The sequence below is a fragment of the Actinoplanes ianthinogenes genome (assembly GCF_018324205.1).
Classification (GTDB): Bacteria; Actinomycetota; Actinomycetes; order Mycobacteriales; family Micromonosporaceae; genus Actinoplanes; species Actinoplanes ianthinogenes.
Window position 1 is genome coordinate 4,461,436 of record NZ_AP023356.1, and the last position, 18,073, is coordinate 4,479,508.

Genomic DNA, 18,073 nt, shown 5'->3' on the forward strand with positions numbered 1-18,073 from the left:
CTGATTCGGTGACGTCCGTCGATGCCTAACGTCACACCACAAGTCATCCAGGTGTGACCCATCGTCTACGGACGGTTGAGCCCGCCCGCCAACCCCCCGGGCGGGAAAGGAGCAGTGCGTGAAATCCCGTACCCCTGTCGTCGCCGCCACGGTCGCCGCAACAGCGGCCGCCGCGGTGGCCGTGGCCGTCGCCCAACCGGCGACCGCTCAAACTCCGCCGCCCTCGCCTCAGGCAGCCGCGCAGGCCGCATCCAACCTGCTCGCGGCCCCGCCCGCGGCGCTGCACGCCTCCGCTGACGAGGCGTTCGTCCAGCACGATGTGATCACCACCGACAAGCTTCAGTACGTCCCGTTCGACCGCACCTACAAGGGTCTCGCGGTGATCGGCGGGGACGGCGTCGTCGTCACCGACGCGGCCGGCCAGGTCCAGTTCACGTCGGTGGCGCAGGACGCGCCGCTCGGCACGATCAACACCACCCCGAGCCTGAGCGCCGCCGACTCCCTCAAGATCGCCAAGAGCGAGCTGAAGTCGGTGGCCACCGTCGAGGGCACCAAGCTGATCGTCCTGGCCACGACCGGCACCCCGGCGCTGGCCTGGGAGTCGACCATCCGGGGCACCAGCGCCGAGGGCCCGAGCCGCCTCACCGTCGACGTGGACGCCGCCTCCGGCAAGGTGCTGCGCACCTACGAGCACGTGACCGACGTGACCGGCACCGGCACCGGCTGGATCAACGGCTCGGTCAGCCTGGACACCACCCTCTCGGGCAGCACCTACAGCCTGAAGGACCCGAGCATCACGTCGCTGACCTGCCAGGACGCGTCGACCAACACGACCTTCAGCGGCACCGACAACGCGTGGGGCAACGGCACCGGCACCAACAAGGAGACCGGCTGCGTCGACGCGTTCTACGTCGCGCAGAAGGAGAAGGGCATGCTGTCCAGCTGGCTGGGCCGCACCGGCTTCTCCAGCAGCGGTGGCGCGTGGCCGATCCGGGTCGGCCTGAACGACCAGAACGCGTACTACGACGGCACCCAGGTCCAGATCGGCAAGAACACCGCCAACCAGTGGATCTCCTCGGCTGACGTGGTGGGCCACGAACTCGGCCACGGCATCGACGACAACACCCCGGGTGGCATCTCGAACGGCAACACCCAGGAGTTCGTCGCCGACGTGTTCGGCGCGGCCACCGAGGCCTACGCCAACAACCCGAACGACCCGCCGGACTACCAGGTCGGCGAGGAGATCAACCTGGTCGGCTCCGGCCCGATCCGGTACATGTACAACCCGTCGCTCGCCGGTGACGACAACTGCTACTCGTCCAGCACCCCGAGCCAGGAGGTGCACGCCGCGGCCGGCCCCGGTAACCACTGGTTCTACCTGCTCGCCGAGGGCACCAACCCGACCAACGGCCAGCCGTCCAGCAGCCGGTGCTCCGGCTCCGGCGCGATCACCGGTGTCGGCATCCAGACCGCCACCAAGATCATGTACAACGCGATGTTGATGAAGACCAGCAGCTCGTCGTACCTGAAGTACCGCACCTGGACGCTGACCGCGGCCAAGGCCCTGGACAGCACCTGCGGGCTCTTCAACACCACGAAGGCCGCCTGGGACGCGGTGAGCGTGCCGGCCCAGTCCGCCGACCCGACCTGCACCGGCGGCACCACCTCGCCGACCCCGTCGCAGAGCACCTCGAACCCGCCGGCCGGTTGCAGCGGCACCAACGGCACCGACGTCTCGATCCCGGACGCGGGCTCGGCGGTCTACAGCGACATCGCGATCAGCGGCTGCGCCCGCAGCGCCTCGTCGACCTCGACGATCGCCGTGAACATCGTCCACACCTACCGGGGTGACCTGCGGGTCGACCTGGTCGCGCCGGACGGCACGGTCTACAACCTGAAGGCCACGTCGAGCAGCGACAGCGCGGACAACGTCGCCACGACGTACACGAAGAACCTCTCCAGCGAGGCGGCGAACGGGACCTGGCGCCTGAAGGTCCAGGACGTCTACTCGGCGGACACCGGCTACATCAACAGTTGGACGCTCACTCTCTGACCCTCACGGGTGAGCACGAGGGGCGCTGCCGTCGGCAGCGCCCCTCCCGGCATGACAGTCCGATGTGGCCCCAGCCACAGTGACGCCGGACCGTGATCTTCGACGCTTACGGTTCCCGTCAACGCAGGACGGGAGGTCGCGACAGTGACTGACGTATTCGGGGCGGTGGTGCCCGGCCGCCCGACCGGTGTGCTCGCCGACGTGTGGGGCCGGTCCGCCGTCCGCGACGTGATCCTGATCGTGGGCGCCGCCGGCGCTGTCGGCCTGGCCGCCCAGATCGCTCTCCCGGTGCCCGGCTCACCGATCCCGATCACCGGACAGACCTTCGCGGTGCTGCTGGCCGGCGCGGTGCTCGGTCCCGGTCGCGGCGCGGCCGGCATGCTTGTGTACGCGGTGGCCGGCATCCTCGGCGTCCCGTGGTTCGCCGCGGGCGCTTCCGGCTGGCCCGCCGCGACCGGCGGTTACCTGCTCGGTTTCGTCGTCGCCGCGGCGCTGGTCGGCCAGCTCGCCGCGCTCGGCGCCGACCGCCGCCCGGGTTACACGATCGGACTCATGGTGATCGGCAACCTGCTGATCTATCTGATCGGCGTGCCGTGGCTGGCGCTGGCCACCACCCTCGACGTGCCCGAGGCGATCTGCCAGGGCCTGTTTCCGTACCTGATGGGCGATCTCCTGAAGATCGCTCTGGCGGCTGCCCTGCTGCCCGCCGCCTGGCTCTGGCTGAACCGCAAACACGCTGGTTGAGCCGCCTCTGTTGGGGTACCTCGCGGGTCGAGACGAGGGACTCAGGGAGGCAGGACATGCGACTCAATCTGCTCCGACCACTGTACGAACGGCCCGGACCGTGGGCTTCGGTATATCTCGACACATCGCAGGACGCCGGGGACGCCTCGCGGGCCGCCGAGTCACGCTGGTCCGCCGCACGGGACGCGCTGGCCGACGCCGGTTGCGATCCGCTGACCGTGCATGCACTCGACGACGCCGTCATGGATCACCATCCGGAGGTTCCGGGCCGGCACGGACTCGCCCTGTTCGCCACGGCCGGTGAGGTGATCATGCGGCAGGTGCTGCCCGATCCGCCCGCGGCGATCACCGCCTACGACCCGTTGCCGCACGCCATGCCGATGGTCGTGCAGCTGGCGCGGGACGCCGAGGACGTCGCGTCACCCGATCAGTTCCGGGACGGCATGAGCAAGGTGGTGATCGACCTGTCGCGGGGGGAGGTCGAGACGCTGCTGCTGATCGACGACCCGTCCTCGACCGAGCAACTGTGGATCGGCCCGGACCCGATGCAGCTCAGCGACGATCCGGAAACGCTCAACCGGGCCGGCATCCGGTATCCGCCCCTGGTCCGCGCGGACGCCGCCATGCTCCGGGCGCTGACCGTCGCGGACGGGTCGATCAGGCTGGTCGACCCGGCGGATCAGGATCACCTGCCCGGTGGCATCGGCGCGCTGCCCCGCTGACGAACCCACAACCCACAGGCTGTGCGCACAGCCTGTGGATAACTCGAACAGATGTGCCAATGGCGACACGTGACGGCGGCTGATCAGATGTCCAGGTTCGCCTCGATCCGCTTGAGCTGGTGGCGGGCCAGCGCGAGGTTGGCCCGCTCCTTGTACAGCGCCAGGTAAAGGAAGAGCCCCTGCCCGGAGCGCCCGGTCAGCGGCCGGATCAGGTGATACTGCGTGTCGAGGGTGATCAGTACGTCCTCGATGCTCTCGCGCAGACCGAGCATCTCCATCGTGCGCAGCTTGGCCCGCACCACCTCGGTGTTGGCGGCGGCAGCGACGGTCAGGTCGAAGTTCCGGTCGCCGCCGGCCACGCCGAGCGCCATCCCGCTGCTGCGGTCGACCAGCGCGACGCCGATCGCGCCGTCGATCTGCATCGCATCCTTCAGTGCCACGTCCATGTCCGGCATTTCGGGTTCCTCCGATATCTCGCTCCGTCGCCATCGACTGTCACCGACACCCGGCGGAACCCGTCGCACATGATGTCCGGCTTGGACAGTCGACCAGCTCGCATGCTGGTGATGGCACCGAAGGAGTTGAAGATTTTCGCAACTCCGAAAGAGCTGAAGACGCGTAACCGGGTCCTCCCCTCCCGCGTTTGCCGGTGTGAATGACTGGAGGGGACTCGTCGTGTCCGTGCCGCTGTACCAGGCGAAGGCCGAGATGTTCCGGACCCTCGGCCACCCCGTCCGGATCCGCGTCCTGGAGCTGCTCCAGGACGGCCCGAAACCGGTCCGCGACCTGCTGTCCGAGATCGACGTCGAGGCCTCGAACCTCTCGCAGCAACTCGCGGTGCTCCGCCGGGCCGGCATCGTGATCACGTTCCGCGACGGCGCCCTGGTGATGTACGCCCTGAGCACCCCGGACGTCGCCGACCTGCTGGCCGCCGGCCGCCGGATCCTCGGCGCCGTCCTCACCGACCGCGACGGCCTGCTGGTCCAGCTCCGCGCCCAGGACTGAGTCAGCCGCGCAGCTGGGAGTGGAAGATCGGCTCCGTGGTGGCTTGATAGCCCCCGTGCTCGCCCTTCGGGACGACCGGCTGCAAACCACGCACGGCGCCGACCCCGGTGGCCGGCATGTCCCCGTAAAGGCACTGGTAGGCGCCCTTCGGCACGGAGAACATCTCGTGCCAGATGCCGACCGCGCCGTTCCCGGCGAAGTACCTCTTCCAGAACCGGTCCTGCGCCGGGCGGTGCAGCCGGCCACCGTCGTGCGCGAAGGCGCGGATGTCACCGGCACGGCGCCAGTACTGGATCAGGGTGACCTGGCGCAGGCCCGGGCCGCCGAGCATCTGGTAGCCGAGCAGGCCGCTCTCCGGGTCGGCGGCCAGCTCGCGGAGCATCCCGGGCATCGCGAACATCACCGCCAGCCAGGTGCGCAGCGACCGCAACCGGTTGATCCGCATGCCGACCAGGAAGACCGCGATCGGCTCCTCGTTGTCCGCCATGAACCGGCCGCGGCGCACCTGGTCGTCGACCGGCCCGGTGCGCTGCCAGCGCGGATGCATGAGCAGTTGAGCTCCGTGGAACAGTGCCGAACCGGCCATGGCGGGCCTCCTCGATCCGTAGGATAGTTCCACTATCCTAGTGACGCCGGTCGCTGTCCAGACCGTTGGGGAAGAATGGCTCAGCGTGCGCCTGTCCGAGCTCAGCACCGAGAGTGGTGTGCCCATCGCGACCATCAAGTTCTACCTGCGGGAGGGCTTGCTGGAGCCGGGGGCGCCGGTCACCGCGCGCCAGTCCGACTACGACGACAGCCATCTGCGGCGGTTGCGCCTGGTCCGCGCCATGCAGCAGATCGGCGGGATGAGCATCGACCAGGTGCGCAACGTGCTGTTCGCGGCCGGCGAGAGCACGCTGAGCCGGCACGAGCGGCTCGGGGTCGCGCAATACATGCTGCCGCCGCTGGTCGAGGCGCCCACCGACGACCCGCTCTGGGACCAGACGCACGGCGAGGTGCTGGCCCTGATGACCGAGCTGGGCTGGCTGATCAACGACTTCAGCCCGTCCCTGAACGCGCTGACCAGGTCCATCGTCGCGCTGCGCCGGCTCGGGTACCGGGACGGGATCGAGCACGTGCGCCGGTACGCGGCGGCGATGCACCCGCTCGCCGAGGGCGAGTACCGGTTCATCGACGGCCATCGGGACCTGGACGAGGCCATCGAGGCCACGGTCGCCTACACGGTGCTGTACGAGCCGATCCTGCTGGCCGTCCGGCGGCTCGCCCACGAGGACGTCTCGGCGCGACTGCACAACCGCCGGCCGATCAGCCCGCTCGACGGGGTGTGACGGCGGGGCTGCTCCGGGCGTACGCAAAACGTGGTCTTAATCGGCCAAAGCCGGGGACCTCCAGCGCTCGGCGGGGCCCGCCATCAGCCAGCCGATCGCGCCGGTCAGGGCGAGCAGGATCATCAGGACCAGGTAGATCCAGCTCAGGGTGTTGTCCCAGCGGACCTCGCCGAGATAGCGGACGAAGGCGATCACGCTCGCCGTGCCCGCGACCAGGTAGTTGACGGCGCCGGCGCGCTGGCGGTCCGGATCGCCCTCGCGGATGGCGAGGATCGAGCCGACGCCGAAGACCAGGGCCCACACGCCCAGCGCGGAGACGTCCAGCTCGCTGACCGGCCAGGGCCAGGCGTCGGCGGCCGCGGCCGGCCGGAGCAGGGCGAACAGGCCCACGCCGGTGCCGATCACGGCGACCACGGCGATCGGCAGCACGGTGAACCAGAGGCGGGGAAACTCGCGCGGCGGGATCCGGCCCGGCGCGCGCAGCTGCACCACCAGCAGGACCGCGCCGACGACCGGAGCGAGCAGGTGCACGATCAGCCAGCCCCAGGCGTTGCCGAACGCGACGATGTCACCGCCGCCGAGGTGGGTCTGATCCGCGTAGCGGAGCGTGACCAGCAGCATGAGGATCATCAGCAGCAGAGTGCTGAGGTACGCCACCCGGACGTCCACCCATCGCCGCAGCCGCAGCGCGGAGACCAGCATGGCCAGGCCGCCGCAGTAGCCGGCGCCCATCGTGGCCGCGGACAGTGGCGACGTGAACGTCCAGGCGAAGCCCCGGCCGCCGAGCACGAAGAGCAACAGCACCTGGAGACCGGCGCAGAGCGCCAGCGGGAGGAGGAATCCGGCACGGATCGCGGGCGTGACGTCCTTCATCCCGTGAAGCTACAGCGAGAGATGTCGATTGGATAGTGGTTCTATCCTTCGAAACTCGCATAGTACGAAGCCGCCATGTCCTCGTCCCCGTGCCCCAGTTCCGCGGCGCGGCGGAACCGCTCCGCGCCGGCGGCCGCCACGTCCAGGCGTACCCCGTGCGCCGCGCCCGCATCGACGATCAGCCGCGCGTCCTTCTCGGCCGTGACCACCGCGAAGCTGGGCGGCGACAGCCGGTCCTCGAGGATCGCGGATCCCTTGGCGTGCAGGTAACCCATGTCCAGCGGTCCGTCTTTGATCAGGTCGAAGAAGCTCGCCGGGTCGACGCCGAGGCCCTTGGCCAGCGCCAGCGTCTCGGCCGTTCCGTGGGTGACCGCCAGCACCCAGCTGTTGGCGACCAGTTTCAGCCGGGTGGCGGACTCGGTCCACACCGTGCGCGCGCCGACCGCGTCGAAGACCGGCGCGACCGCGTCCCGGTGCTCGGCCGGTCCGGTGGCCAGCACGGTGAGCTGCCCGGCCTCGGCCGGCTGGCGGGTGCCCAGCACCGGCGCGTCGAAGAAGATCAGGCCGCGGTGCCGGCGACGTGCGCGCCGTCGGCGGCGAGCGGCTCGGCGCGGTCCCGGTGCCGGTTCCAGACCCGCACGACGTGGCCGGCGCGAGCCAGATTGCGGGCCATCGCGGCACCCATGATCCCGGTGCCGAGGACGCTGACGGTGAGTTTCTCGGTCATGGTCAAACCGTACGCATCCATCCGTTCGCGCCGCTTCGGGTACTCAGTACGCGCTCGACCGCGCCCACAGGTTGATGCCGGACTCGGTCGCGTGCTGATCGATCTCGGCCAGCTCCTGCTCGCTGAACGACGTGTTGCCGAGCGCGGCCAGATTGTTCTCCAACTGGGCGACGCTGCTGGCGCCGAGCACCACCGAGGTCATCCGGGGGTCCCGGACCGACCAGGCGATCGCCATCTGGGCCAGGCTCTGCCCGCGCCGCTCGGCGATCGCGTTCAGCGCCCGGATCTTCTCCAGGTTCTCCTCGGTCAGCCACTCCTTGGTCAGCGACTTCTGCTCGTCCGCGCGGGAACCCTGCGGCACCCCGTTCAGATAGCGGTCGGTGAGCATGCCCTGCGCCAGCGGCGAGAAGCCGATGCACCCGGCGCCGACCTGCTCCAGCACGCCGAGCAGCTCGTCCTCGATCCAGCGGTTCAGCATCGAGTAGGACGGCTGGTGGATCAGCAGCGGTGTACCAAGATCTTTGAGGATCGCGGCGGCCTCTGCGGTCTTGGCCGGGGAGTATGACGAAATCCCGACATAGAGCGCTTTACCCGCCCGCACGGCGGCGTCCAGCGCGCCCATCGTCTCCTCGAGCGGCGTCTCCGGATCGAACCGGTGCGAGTAGAAGATGTCCACATAGTCCAGCTTCATCCGCCGCAGCGACTGGTCCAGCGACGCCGTCACATACTTCCGCGACCCCCACTCACCGTAGGGCCCGGGCCACATGTCATAACCGGCCTTCGTCGAGATGACCAGCTCATCCCGGTAGGGCGCGAAGTCCTCGGCCAGCAGCCGACCGAAATTGATCTCCGCGGAACCGTACGGCGGCCCGTAGTTGTTGGCCAGGTCGAAGTGCGTGACCCCGAGGTCGAAGGCACGCCGCAGCACCGCACGCTGCGTCTCGATCGGCTTGTCGTCACCGAAGTTGTGCCACAACCCCAGCGAGATCACGGGCAGTTTCAGGCCGCTGCGCCCACAGCGGCGGTACTCCATAGCGTCATAACGGGCCGACGCGGCCGCATAGGAAGTCACCGTTGATTCCTACCGCAATCCGGGGGGTGCTGCCGCCGTTGCGGCCACTGCCGTCATCACTCGGTGCCGTCTGCCCACTCCGACACTTCCCCGCTGCCGCACGGCCCGCTCCGCCCCGCCGTTCGACCTCTCCGCTACCTCGCCACCCACTTCCCACCGCCGTTCGACCTCTCCCTATACCGCGACGCTGACCGCTCCCGCGCCGCTTCCAACCTCTCCCGCTGCCGCGACGCCGCCTGCTCCCGCACCACCAACCCCACCCACCGCGACAACACCGCCCGCTCCCGCGCCGCTTCCCAGCCTCACCCGCTGCCGCGACACCGCCTGCCCCCGCACCACCAACCCCACCCACCGCGACAACACCGCCCACTCCCGCGCCGCTTCCCCACCTCACCCGCTGCCGCGACGCCGCCTGCCCCCGCACCACCAACCCCACCCACCGCGACAACACCGCCCGCTCCCGCGCCGCTTCCCCACCTCACCCGCTGCCGCGACACCGCTTGCCCGCTTTCGGCATTTTCTTTGGTACGACTCGGAGCCCCGTGGCAATCGGCACGCGAGGCCCCAGCCCCCGCACGACCGCAACGCGTGTCGTGCGGGTCCGCTTCGCCGCACGAATCCCCCGCCAGCCAGCGACAGCGTCCAGGCACGCCGCCGCCGCCCGAACAGGGCCGCCGTGAGCCACCACCCCGAGCCGGAACAGCACCGCCATCAGCCACCGCCCCGAGCCAGAACAGGGCCGTCATCAGCCATCGCCCCGAGCCAGAACAGGGCCGTCATCAGCCGCCGCCCCGAGTCAGAACAGGGCCAACGTGAGTAGCCGTCAGCCGGAACAGCATCACCGTGAGCCGCTGCCCGGCCGAAACACGCTCGCCACCAGCCGCCACCCCGACTCGGACAAATTTCGCCGTGAGCGGCCGCCGCGACTCGGAACAAGGTCGCCGTGAGCCGCCACCGTAGCCGGAGCTAAGCCGCGGCCGCCGCGGCCAGAACAGGGTCGCCAGGAGCCACCACCGCGGCCGGAACAGGGCCGGCGGCACTGCCACCGCGACCGAAGCAGGGCTGGCGGCAGCCAGCACCGTGACCGAAAAGGGCTGGCGGCAACCAGCACCGCGACCGGAACAGGACCGGCGGCAACCAGCACCGCGGCCGAAACAGGACCGGCGGCAACCAGCACCGCGACCGGAACAGGACCGGCGGCAACCAGCACCGCGGCCGAAACAGGATCGGCGGCAACCAGCACCGCGACCGGAACAGGACCGGCGGCAACCAGCACCGCGACCGAAACAGGATCGGCGGCAACCAGCACCGCGACCGAAACAGGACCGGCGGCAACCAGCACCGCGGCCGAAACAGGATCGGCGGCAACCAGCACCGTGACCGAAGCAGGGCCGGCGGGAGTGGCCGCCGCGGTTGTGACGAGGTGGGGCAGACCGGTCGGCGTCGGGGTGACGCGGGTCAGGCGGGGACTTCGGCGGTGGCTTGGCGTGACGGGCCGAAGAGGGCGTAGGTGAGCAGCCCGGATACCGCCAAGGAGACGGCGAGCAGCGTGGCGGGGGTGGTGCCCGAGGGCTGGGACTGCCAGGTGAGGAGTTGGGCGGCGACGGTTTCCGTGCGGGGGAACAGGGTGGCGGCCAGGGTCCAGCCGAGCGGCAGGAACCAGGAGCGGGCCGGGGTGAGCAGGGCGGCGCCGAGCGCGGTCAGGCCGACGAGCCCGGCAGCGTCCCGGAGCACCACCGCCAGCGGGCCGAAGCGGGCCGGGGTGAGCAGCGTGACCGCGAGCAGCCCCACCACGATGAGCAGCATCGCCAGCAGGTGCGCGGCCCGGCGCGGCGGCCAGGACAGCGCGGCGGTGCGGTCCAGGGCATAGTCCGGGCTGCTGAGCGTGACGGTCAGGGTGGCCACCAGCAGCAGCACGGTGAGCACGACCATCTGCGGGTCAACGTCCCGGGTCTCCGACAGGGCCGCCCACAACGACCACATCGCGACCGCGCAGCCACCGGCCACGGCCAGCGCCATCGGCGCCCGCCGGGATCGCAGGTACAGCATCAGCCCTCTCACGACTCACCCTCCAGCACCGCACTATCGGCGGCAGACCCGACACGCAGGAACAACGGCAACCGGCTCATGAGCCACACCCCAGGACAGCCTTGCCAACGGCGACGGACTCGGCACGCACACACAACGGCAACCGGCTCATGAGGCGCTCCAAGCCAGCCTTGCCGACGGCGACAGACCTGACACACAGACACAACGGGACCAGCTCATGAGGCGCGCTCCAAGCCAGCCTGGCCGACGGCGGCAGACCCGACACGCAGGAACAACGACGGCGACCAGGTCATGAGCCACACCCAAGGACAGCCTGGCCGACGACGACAGACCCGACACGCAGACACAACGGCAACCGGCTCATGAGGCGCGCTCCAAGCCAGCCTGGTTGACGGGGACGGACTCGGCATGCGGGCACAGCGGCGGGCTGCTCATGAGTTGCACTCCAGGGCGGCCTTGCGGACGGCGGCGATCTGGGCCGTGGCCTGGGTGGCGGGCAGGGCGCGCAGTTGCTCCCAGCGGCTCACGGCGTCGGCGGCGACGTCCGGTTCGTCGGATACCGGCTTGCGGCCGAGCAGCCAGTAGGCCGCCGCGAGCGAGTCGGCCCAGGCGGGGCCCTGTTCGCAGTCGTACGACCGGGCGAACGCGGCGACCACGATCTCCGGGGTCAGGTCGGAGATGTGGCCGGTCCGGATCGGGACCAGGGCGACGTCGGCGGTCCGCGGGGCCGGCACATACGGCAAGTAGGTGGTGTTGTCCTCGCTGACGCGGGTCGGCGCGCCGGGCAGCTTGGCCAGGACCGTCAGCGCCGCCCGGGCCTGCGGGACCACGTCGGGCAGCAGCCCCTCGTGCACCCGGCTGACGCACACCCGGGGCTCGTCCTTCGCGCAGACCAGCGCTTTCGCCACCGGGTCCACCGAGTCGACGATCATCCTGTTCCGGTGCGGCATGACCGCGATGGCCAGGGTGGCGCCGAGCACCACCGGCAGCAGCGCCGCCACCCGGGAGCGCCAGCCGGCGGTCGCGAAGAGCAGCATCCCGGTGACCGCGAGCGCGGCCAGCCAGATCGCCTGGGCGGCGCTGATCGGGCCGGAGACGGTCGCGTAGGCGTCCGGCATGTTCATCTCGTAGATCGGCGAGAAGACCAGGGCCAGCCAGCCCCGGGGACGGGTCGCGCCGGGGATGGTCAGCAGCAGCCCAAGACCGGCCACCGCGAGGACCGGCGCGGTGATCAGCCAGGGCAGCAGGCGGCCGACCGCGAGGCCCAGCCAGGCCGCCGCGACCAGGGACAGCACGCCGACCGCGGTGACGGCGAGCACCGACAGGGGCAGGTAGGCCGCGGCGCCGAGCAGGGACACACCGCCCGCGACGCCCATCAGCAGGTAGCCACCGGCGAGGGTGACGGCCATCGCCAGCAGGGTCGGCACGGTCCGGTGGGCCCGCGGCCGGGGCGTGCTGGCGAACAGCTCGATCACGTTCGACTGGTGCTCGCGGCGGCCCTGCCACGCGCCGGCGGCCAGGGCCAGCGGCCAGAGCAGGGCGAGGTAGAGCCGCTGGGTCATGGCCAGCTGCATCCAGCCGGCCGACCAGTCCTCCTCGTCGAACAGATACAGCAGGGCGACGCCGACCGCGAGCAGGATCAACGCGGATCCGATTGCGGCCGACCGGCGAATCTCGATCCCCAGGATGCGACTCATCGGCCCGCCTCCGCCCGGTGCCGGCGGAGCAGGGCCGAGTAACCGCGCTCGGCGGCACTGTCACCCGCGTCGCCCGGGGCGCCCTGGGCGATCAGGTCGTCCGGGGTGCCCTGGAAGACCAGCCGGCCCTGGTTGATCATCACGACGTCGGAGCACGCGGCCACCACGTCCTCGACCAGGTGGGTGGAGACCAGCACGCAGCTGTCCACGCCCAGGTCGCGCAGCAGCTCCCGGAAGTCCAGGCGCTGCTCCGGGTCGAGCCCGACGGTCGGCTCGTCGAGCAGGAGGATCGCCGGGTCGTTGACGATCGCCTGGGCGATGCCGACCCGGCGCAGCATGCCGCCGGAGAGCGTCTTGAGCCGCGCGTCGGCGCGGTCGGCGAGACCGACCCGCTCGATGGCCCGCTGCACGGCGCCGGGCACCGCTGTTTTGGGCATCTCCTTGAGCCAGGCCATGTACTCCACGAACTCGCGCACCGTGAAGCGCGGGTAGAACCCGAACGCCTGCGGGAGGTAACCCAGGCCGCGGCGGACGCGGCGCAGGTCGGCCCGCCCGTCGACGGACTCGCCGAGCAGCGTCAGCTTGCCGCCGGCCGGCTCGATCACGGTCGCCAGCGCGCGCATCAGTGTCGTCTTGCCGGCACCGTTCGGCCCGAGCAGGCCGTGCACGCCGGTGCCCAGCCTCAGGTCGAGCCCGTCGACGGCCAGGTGCCGGCCGGCCCGGACGCGCAGTCCCTCGGTGTGCACCGCCCAGGGGTGGGTGGTGGAGGCGGTCTCCGCCGCGCTCACCGTACGCATAAGTCATTTCCTCCTGAGAAAGCGGTCGGCGCGGGTCGTCGCGAAGGCCGCCGAGGCCACCGCGAGCGACGCCCAGACGCCGAGACTGCCCGGCTGAAGCACGACCGGGAGGTGGGCGGTGAGCACCGCCGGCAGGACCACCGCGGACGACCAGCCGGCGATCAGACCGAACACGGCCAGGCGCACCCCGATCAGGGCGCCCAGCGCGATGGCGGTGGTGGTGAAGGCCAGGCACGGCAGCAACGCCAGAGCCAGGGAGACCCCGGCCCGGTCGCTGGCCAGCGCGAGCATCGGGATGATCACGGCGAGCACCGTGGCGGTGCGCCGCAACAGCAGGGGCAGGCCGGCCGCCGGGGTGCCGGCGACCAGCTCCCAGGCCGGGTCGCCGATCCGGCTCCAGGCGACCGCCACGCCGGGCAGCGGTGCGACCGGCGCCAGCAGCAGCACCAGCGACGGCATGCTGGGCTGCAACGCCTGCAGCAGCACCGCACAGGCCAGGACGGCGCCGGTCATGGTCAGCCACGGGACCAGCTGCCAGACCAGCCAGCGGTTTCGCACGGCGGACCAGCGCCGCCGCATCGGGACCGGGGCGGGCCCGGCCGCGACGCCCTGATCCACCCCGTCGCTCACCCGGTCGAGCAGGGTCAGGACATCCTCCGGGACGCTGCCGGCCAGCCGGGCCCGGCAGTCGCCGCACTCCTCCAGGTGCACCTCGACCGACCAGAGGGTGGCCTCGTCGAGATGCGGGTCGCCGGCGGCGTAGCGAGAGATCGTCGATGGGCTGGGGTGTCCGGTCATGACAGCGCCTCCCGCAGCGCGAGCCGGGCCCGCCGCGCCCGGGATTTCACGGTGCCCTCCGGCACGCCGAGCAGCAGGGACGTCTCCCGGACCGAGAGACCGTCGAGGACCATGGCGCGCAGCACCTGCCGGACATCGGCCGGGAGGGTGAGCAGCGCCTGCTCCAGCTCGTGACCGACCCGGCCGGCCATCACCTCGTCCTCGGCGGCCGGGACGGTGGTCTCGGCGTGGGCGACCGGCACCTTCTCCTGCCGGGCACGCCGGCGGAACGCGTCGACCAGCCGGTTGGCGGCGATGGTCCAGAGCCAGCCGACCGCGCTGCCGCCGGTGGCCGACCCGGCGAAGTCGCCGGCGGCGCGCCAGACGGCCAGGTAGGTCTCCTGCATGACGTCGGCGACCACGTCGGCGTCGGCACACCGGCGGCGCAGGCGGACGGCGAGCCACGGCGAGGTGCGCCGATAGAGCTCGTCGAAGGCGCGCCGGTCGCCGGCTGCGGTGCGGCGCACGAGCTCCGCCTCGTCGGCCGCGTCCAGACTTCGTCTCACATCCAGCAAGACGACGGCACAGCGCATTCGGTTGTCACATCAGAGTGGCATGGGTCACACATCGGAGGCGCCGAGGTCGTTAGGTTGAGGTATGGCTTTCGACGAGGCACTCGCGGACCGGATCCGGGACGCGCTGGGGGACGTCGACGGGGTGACCGACAAGCGGATGTTCGGCGGGATCACCTTCATGGTGCAGGGCAACATGGCCGTCGGCGTGATGGGCGACGACCTGATCGTGCGGCTCGGCGCGGCCGCCGGGGAGGCCGCCCTGGCCGAGCCGGGCACCCGGGCCTTCGACTTCACCGGCCGCCCGATGAAGAACTGGATCGTGGTGGACGGCGACCGCCTCGACGACGACGGCTTGGCCCGCTGGCTCCGGGCCGGCCTCGACTTCGCCGCTTCCCTGCCACCCAAGTGAAAGGAACCGGTCCGGACTCCGTTGGCCGCGACCGATTCCAGCTTTCACAGGACGCTTTCGTACGCCCTGAGCGTCGCGTCCAGCACGTCCCGCCCGGGCCGCTCCCAGAGGCCGGCGTTCATCACCTCGACCTCGATCGGCCCGGTGTACCCCGCCTTGTCCACCGCGTCGTGGAACGCCCGCATGTCCACGCACCCGTCCCCGGGCAGCCCGCGCCCGGTGAGCACGCCGGCCGGCAGCGGGGTGATCCAGTCGGCGAGCTGGTAGATCGCGATCCGCTCGCCGGCCCGCGCGATCTTCTCCAGGACGGTGTCGTCCCACCACAGGTGGTAGGTGTCGACGGTGACCCCGACCTGCCCGGCCGGGTGCTGCTCGGCGATCGCCATGGCCTGGTCCCAGGTGCTGATCACGCAGCGGTCGGCGGCGTACATCGGATGCAGCGGCTCGATCGCCAGGGTCACCCCGGCCGCGGCCGCGTGCGGCGCGAGCCGGGCGATCGCGTCGGCGACGTGCCGGCGTGCCCCCGCGATGTCCCGCGACCCCTCCGGCAGACCGCCGGAGACCAGGACCAGCACCGGGGTGCCGAGCGCGGCGGCCTCGTCGATCGCCCGGCGGTTGTCGTCGAACCAGTCCGGCAGCTGGAAGAACCCGCTGCGGCAGAGCGTGGTCACGGTCAGCCCGGCGTCACGCACCAGGGCGGCGGAGCGGTCCAGGCCGTACTCGGCAACGGGTTCCCGCCAGAGCGCGACCTTGTCCACGCCGGCCGCGACGCACCCGGCCACCATCTCTTCCAGGTCCCACAGCTTCGCCGTGATCTGGTTGAAGGAGAACCGGCTCATCCGGCGACCACCTCGAAGAATCGGTTGGCACGGTGTGCCGCCAGGTCGGGATCCGGCAGCAGGCCCGCCGCGTCGGCGAGCTCCACCAGCCTGGCGAAATGCGGCACCGAACGACCCGACTGCAACCCGCCGACCATGGTGAAGTGCGACTGGTGACCGGCCAGCCAGGCGAGGAAGACGATGCCGGTCTTGTAGTAGAAGGTCGGCTTCTCGAAGATGTGCCGGGACAGCGGAACGGTCGGCGCGAAGATCCGGTCGTACTCGTCCAGGTCACCGCGGTCCAGCGCGGCGAACGCGGCGGCCGCGGCCGGGGCGATCGCGGCGAAGATGCCGAGCAGCGCGTCCGAGTGGCCCTGCTCGTCGCCGCGGATCAGCTCCGGATAGTTGAAGTCGTCGCCGGTGTAGAGCCGGACCCCCGCGGGCAGCCTGCGGCGCAGCCGGATCTCATGGCCGGCGTCGAGCAGCGAGATCTTGATGCCGTCGACCTTGGCCGGGTTCGCGGTGATCAGCTCGAGAACCGTCTCGGTGGCCTTGTCCACGTCGGACGAGCCCCAGTAGCCCTCCAGCGCCGGGTCGAACGCGGTACCGAGCCAGTGCAGGATCACCGGCTTGTCCGAAGTATCCAACAACGAACGATAAATCGTCAGATAGTCGTCGGCGTCCCGCGCGGTAGCGGCCAGGTGCCGGCTGCACATCAGCACCGGCCCGGCGCCCGCGGTCAGCACATCCGCGAGCTGCTCCGCATAGGCCCGGTGCACCTGGTCGAGCGTCACCGGGCCGGGCGCCAACTGATCCGTGGCGACGCCGGCCACGATCCGGCCCCCGGCCGCCGCCGCGCTGCGCCGGATCAACTCCTTGGTCGCGGCGTAATCGAGACCCATCCCCCGCTGCGCGGTGTCCATCGCCTCGGCCACACCCAGGCCGTGCGACCAGAGGTGATGCCGGAAGGCCAGCGTCGCCTCCCAGTCCAGGACCGCCGGCGCGCCGGGCGCGTTCTCGGCCCGCGGATCCGCGACCACGTGCGCCGCGGCGTACGCGAATCGGGTTCGGGGTGGGGTTTCCGGGTTTTCCCAGAGGCGCCGCCCGGCGAGGGTCAGCGGCCCGGACGGCAGATTCACCGTGGCCATCAGGCGTTCCCCAGCTCGATGCGGCGGCCCTCGCGGGCGGACCGCAGGCCGGCCTCGGCGAGCCGGACGCCGCGGGCGCCGGAGGCGAAGTCCCAGGGGAACGCCTCACCGGCGACGACGTGCCGGAGGAACGCCTCCCACTGCACCTTGAAGCCGTTGTCGAACTCGTCGTTGTCCGGCACCTCGGTCCATTGGTCGCGGAACGAGAAGGTGACCGGCAGGTCGGGGTTCCACACCGGTTTCGGGGTGGTCGCCCGGTGCTGGATCTTGCAGCCGCGCAGGCCCGCGACCGCGCTGCCGTGCGTGCCGTCGACCTGGAACTCGACCAGCTCGTCGCGGTTGACCCGGACCGCCCAGGACGAGTTGATCTGGGCGACGATGCCGCCCTCCAGCTCGAAGATCCCGTAGGCCGCGTCGTCGGCGTCGGCGGTGTATTCCTCACCGCGCTCGTCGACCCGGACCGGGATGTGCGTGGCGGTCGTCGCCTGCACGCTGCGCACCGCGCCGAACAGCTCCTCCAGCACGTAGTTCCAGTGCGGGAACATGTCCATCACGATGCCGCCGCCGTCGGCCAGCCGGTAGTTCCAACTCGGACGCTGGGCGGCCTGCCAGTCGCCCTCGAAGACCCAGTAGCCGAACTCGCCGCGCACCGACAGGATCCGGCCGAAGAAGCCGCCGTCGATCAGCCGCTTCAGCTTGCGCAGGCCGGGCAGGAAGAGCTTGTCCTGGACCACGCCGCTGCGGATGCCGGCCGCGGCGGCCAGCTCGGCCAGCTCCTCGGCCGCCGGCGAGCTCTCGGCGAGGGGTTTCTCGGTGTAGACGTGCTTGCCGGCCGCGATCGCCTGGCGGATCGCCTTCTCCCGCTGCTGGGTGACCTGCGCGTCGAAGTAGATCTCCACGTCCGGCCGGGCCAGCGCGGCGTCCAGGTCGGTGGTCCACTCGGTGAGGCCGTGCCGTGCGGCGAGCGCCGCGAGTTTGTCCGGGTCGCGGCCGACCAGGATCAGCTCCGGCCAGATCTGGCCGCCACCGGGCAGGGCGACGCCGCCCTGCTCCCGGATGGCGAGCAGGGAGCGGACCAGGTGCTGCCGGTACCCCATCCGGCCGGTCACTCCGTTGATCACAATTCCGATCGATCTGCGCGCTGCCATGTGCCGCGACCTCTTCCTTTAGGAAAGCGCTTTCCTGCTGCTTGCAGCGTAAGGCTCGAACGCGTTCGGAGACAAGGGTCCACTGCGGACCCCTCTGGTGACTGTCGGAGGCCGGCCGTAGTATCCGATCA

At 70.9% G+C, this 18,073-nt stretch carries 20 protein-coding genes; 6 read left to right on the plus strand and 14 right to left on the minus strand.

From position 1 onward, the window contains the following. Positions 1 to 118 precede the first annotated feature (118 nt). The 3 genes from Aiant_RS20055 (at position 119) to Aiant_RS20065 (ending at position 3,519) form a co-directional block, all read left to right on the plus strand. Positions 119 to 2,053, plus strand: a complete 1,935-nt coding sequence (locus tag Aiant_RS20055) for a M4 family metallopeptidase (RefSeq protein WP_189332196.1) — start codon at positions 119 to 121, stop codon at positions 2,051 to 2,053. A gap of 144 nt (positions 2,054 to 2,197) precedes the next feature. Then, positions 2,198 to 2,797: a biotin transporter BioY gene (locus Aiant_RS20060; protein WP_189332195.1), complete on the plus strand. Its 600-nt coding sequence runs from the start codon at positions 2,198 to 2,200 to the stop codon at positions 2,795 to 2,797. A gap of 56 nt (positions 2,798 to 2,853) precedes the next feature. Beyond that, positions 2,854 to 3,519 carry a hypothetical protein gene (locus Aiant_RS20065; RefSeq protein WP_189332194.1) on the plus strand — a complete coding sequence of 222 codons (666 nt, stop codon included), beginning with the start codon at positions 2,854 to 2,856 and terminating at the stop codon, positions 3,517 to 3,519. Positions 3,520 to 3,602: 83 nt separating this feature from the next. Here the strand turns inward: Aiant_RS20065 and Aiant_RS20070 are convergent, their stop codons facing one another. Then, positions 3,603 to 3,974: a hypothetical protein gene (locus Aiant_RS20070; protein ID WP_189332193.1), complete on the minus strand. Its 372-nt coding sequence runs from the start codon at positions 3,972 to 3,974 to the stop codon at positions 3,603 to 3,605. A 220-nt stretch (positions 3,975 to 4,194) separates the two neighbouring features. Here Aiant_RS20070 and Aiant_RS20075 point away from each other — a divergent pair, with 220 nt between their 5' ends. After that, positions 4,195 to 4,524 (plus strand): ArsR/SmtB family transcription factor, encoded by a 330-nt coding sequence (locus tag Aiant_RS20075; protein WP_189332192.1) that lies wholly within the window; start codon positions 4,195 to 4,197, stop codon positions 4,522 to 4,524. A gap of 1 nt (position 4,525) precedes the next feature. On the opposite strand, the gene Aiant_RS20080 is transcribed toward Aiant_RS20075, so the two are convergent. Further along, positions 4,526 to 5,110: a DUF4188 domain-containing protein gene (locus Aiant_RS20080; RefSeq protein ID WP_212847103.1), complete on the minus strand. Its 585-nt coding sequence runs from the start codon at positions 5,108 to 5,110 to the stop codon at positions 4,526 to 4,528. Positions 5,111 to 5,195: 85 nt separating this feature from the next. Between Aiant_RS20080 and Aiant_RS20085 the strand changes: the two genes are divergently transcribed. After that, positions 5,196 to 5,852, plus strand: coding sequence for a MerR family transcriptional regulator (locus Aiant_RS20085; RefSeq protein WP_189332191.1), 657 nt, complete (start codon positions 5,196 to 5,198; stop codon positions 5,850 to 5,852). Between the two features lie 36 nt (positions 5,853 to 5,888). Here the strand turns inward: Aiant_RS20085 and Aiant_RS20090 are convergent, their stop codons facing one another. The 9 genes from Aiant_RS20090 to Aiant_RS20125 all read right to left on the minus strand — a co-directional run bounded on the left by Aiant_RS20090 (position 5,889) and on the right by Aiant_RS20125 (position 14,437). Next, positions 5,889 to 6,725, minus strand: a complete 837-nt coding sequence (locus Aiant_RS20090; RefSeq protein ID WP_189332190.1) for a hypothetical protein — start codon at positions 6,723 to 6,725, stop codon at positions 5,889 to 5,891. Positions 6,726 to 6,766: 41 nt separating this feature from the next. Beyond that, complete coding sequence (locus tag Aiant_RS20095; RefSeq protein WP_229830400.1) at positions 6,767 to 7,267, minus strand: NAD-binding protein; 501 nt, start codon at positions 7,265 to 7,267, stop codon at positions 6,767 to 6,769. 17 nt (positions 7,268 to 7,284) lie between these two features. Beyond that, on the minus strand, positions 7,285 to 7,452 hold the full coding sequence (locus Aiant_RS45805; protein ID WP_229830397.1) for an NAD(P)-binding domain-containing protein: 168 nt from the start codon (positions 7,450 to 7,452) through the stop codon (positions 7,285 to 7,287). A 43-nt stretch (positions 7,453 to 7,495) separates the two neighbouring features. Beyond that, the gene (mgrA, locus tag Aiant_RS20100; RefSeq protein ID WP_229830450.1) at positions 7,496 to 8,485 is read right to left on the minus strand and encodes an L-glyceraldehyde 3-phosphate reductase; all 990 of its coding nucleotides are present in this window, start codon (positions 8,483 to 8,485) and stop codon (positions 7,496 to 7,498) included. Positions 8,486 to 9,982: 1,497 nt separating this feature from the next. Continuing rightward, positions 9,983 to 10,573, minus strand: coding sequence for a hypothetical protein (locus Aiant_RS20105; RefSeq protein WP_245006662.1), 591 nt, complete (start codon positions 10,571 to 10,573; stop codon positions 9,983 to 9,985). A gap of 431 nt (positions 10,574 to 11,004) precedes the next feature. Next, on the minus strand, positions 11,005 to 12,270 hold the full coding sequence (locus Aiant_RS20110; protein WP_189332187.1) for a hypothetical protein: 1,266 nt from the start codon (positions 12,268 to 12,270) through the stop codon (positions 11,005 to 11,007). After that, a complete protein-coding gene (locus Aiant_RS20115) occupies positions 12,267 to 13,067 on the minus strand; it encodes an ABC transporter ATP-binding protein (protein ID WP_189332186.1) in 801 nt (266 codons plus the stop codon). The genes Aiant_RS20110 and Aiant_RS20115 overlap by 4 nt, the downstream gene beginning before the upstream one ends. A gap of 3 nt (positions 13,068 to 13,070) precedes the next feature. After that, entirely contained in the window at positions 13,071 to 13,865 is a 795-nt protein-coding gene (locus Aiant_RS20120) for a cupin domain-containing protein (protein WP_189332185.1), read from the minus strand. Beyond that, positions 13,862 to 14,437, minus strand: a complete 576-nt coding sequence (locus Aiant_RS20125; RefSeq protein ID WP_189332184.1) for an RNA polymerase sigma factor — start codon at positions 14,435 to 14,437, stop codon at positions 13,862 to 13,864. Before Aiant_RS20125 ends, Aiant_RS20120 begins: the two co-directional genes overlap by 4 nt. A 64-nt stretch (positions 14,438 to 14,501) precedes the next feature. Here Aiant_RS20125 and Aiant_RS20130 point away from each other — a divergent pair, with 64 nt between their 5' ends. Continuing rightward, positions 14,502 to 14,828 (plus strand): TfoX/Sxy family protein, encoded by a 327-nt coding sequence (locus Aiant_RS20130; protein WP_189332183.1) that lies wholly within the window; start codon positions 14,502 to 14,504, stop codon positions 14,826 to 14,828. A gap of 44 nt (positions 14,829 to 14,872) precedes the next feature. Here the strand turns inward: Aiant_RS20130 and Aiant_RS20135 are convergent, their stop codons facing one another. The 3 genes from Aiant_RS20135 to Aiant_RS20145 are packed head-to-tail and all read right to left on the minus strand — an operon-like array spanning position 14,873 to position 17,942. Beyond that, positions 14,873 to 15,667, minus strand: a complete 795-nt coding sequence (locus Aiant_RS20135; protein WP_189332182.1) for a sugar phosphate isomerase/epimerase family protein — start codon at positions 15,665 to 15,667, stop codon at positions 14,873 to 14,875. After that, a complete protein-coding gene (locus Aiant_RS20140; protein WP_189332181.1) occupies positions 15,664 to 16,794 on the minus strand; it encodes a dihydrodipicolinate synthase family protein in 1,131 nt (376 codons plus the stop codon). The genes Aiant_RS20135 and Aiant_RS20140 overlap by 4 nt, the downstream gene beginning before the upstream one ends. After that, a complete protein-coding gene (locus Aiant_RS20145) occupies positions 16,794 to 17,942 on the minus strand; it encodes a Gfo/Idh/MocA family protein (RefSeq protein ID WP_189332180.1) in 1,149 nt (382 codons plus the stop codon). Before Aiant_RS20145 ends, Aiant_RS20140 begins: the two co-directional genes overlap by 1 nt. Between the last annotated feature and the right edge of the window lie 131 nt (positions 17,943 to 18,073).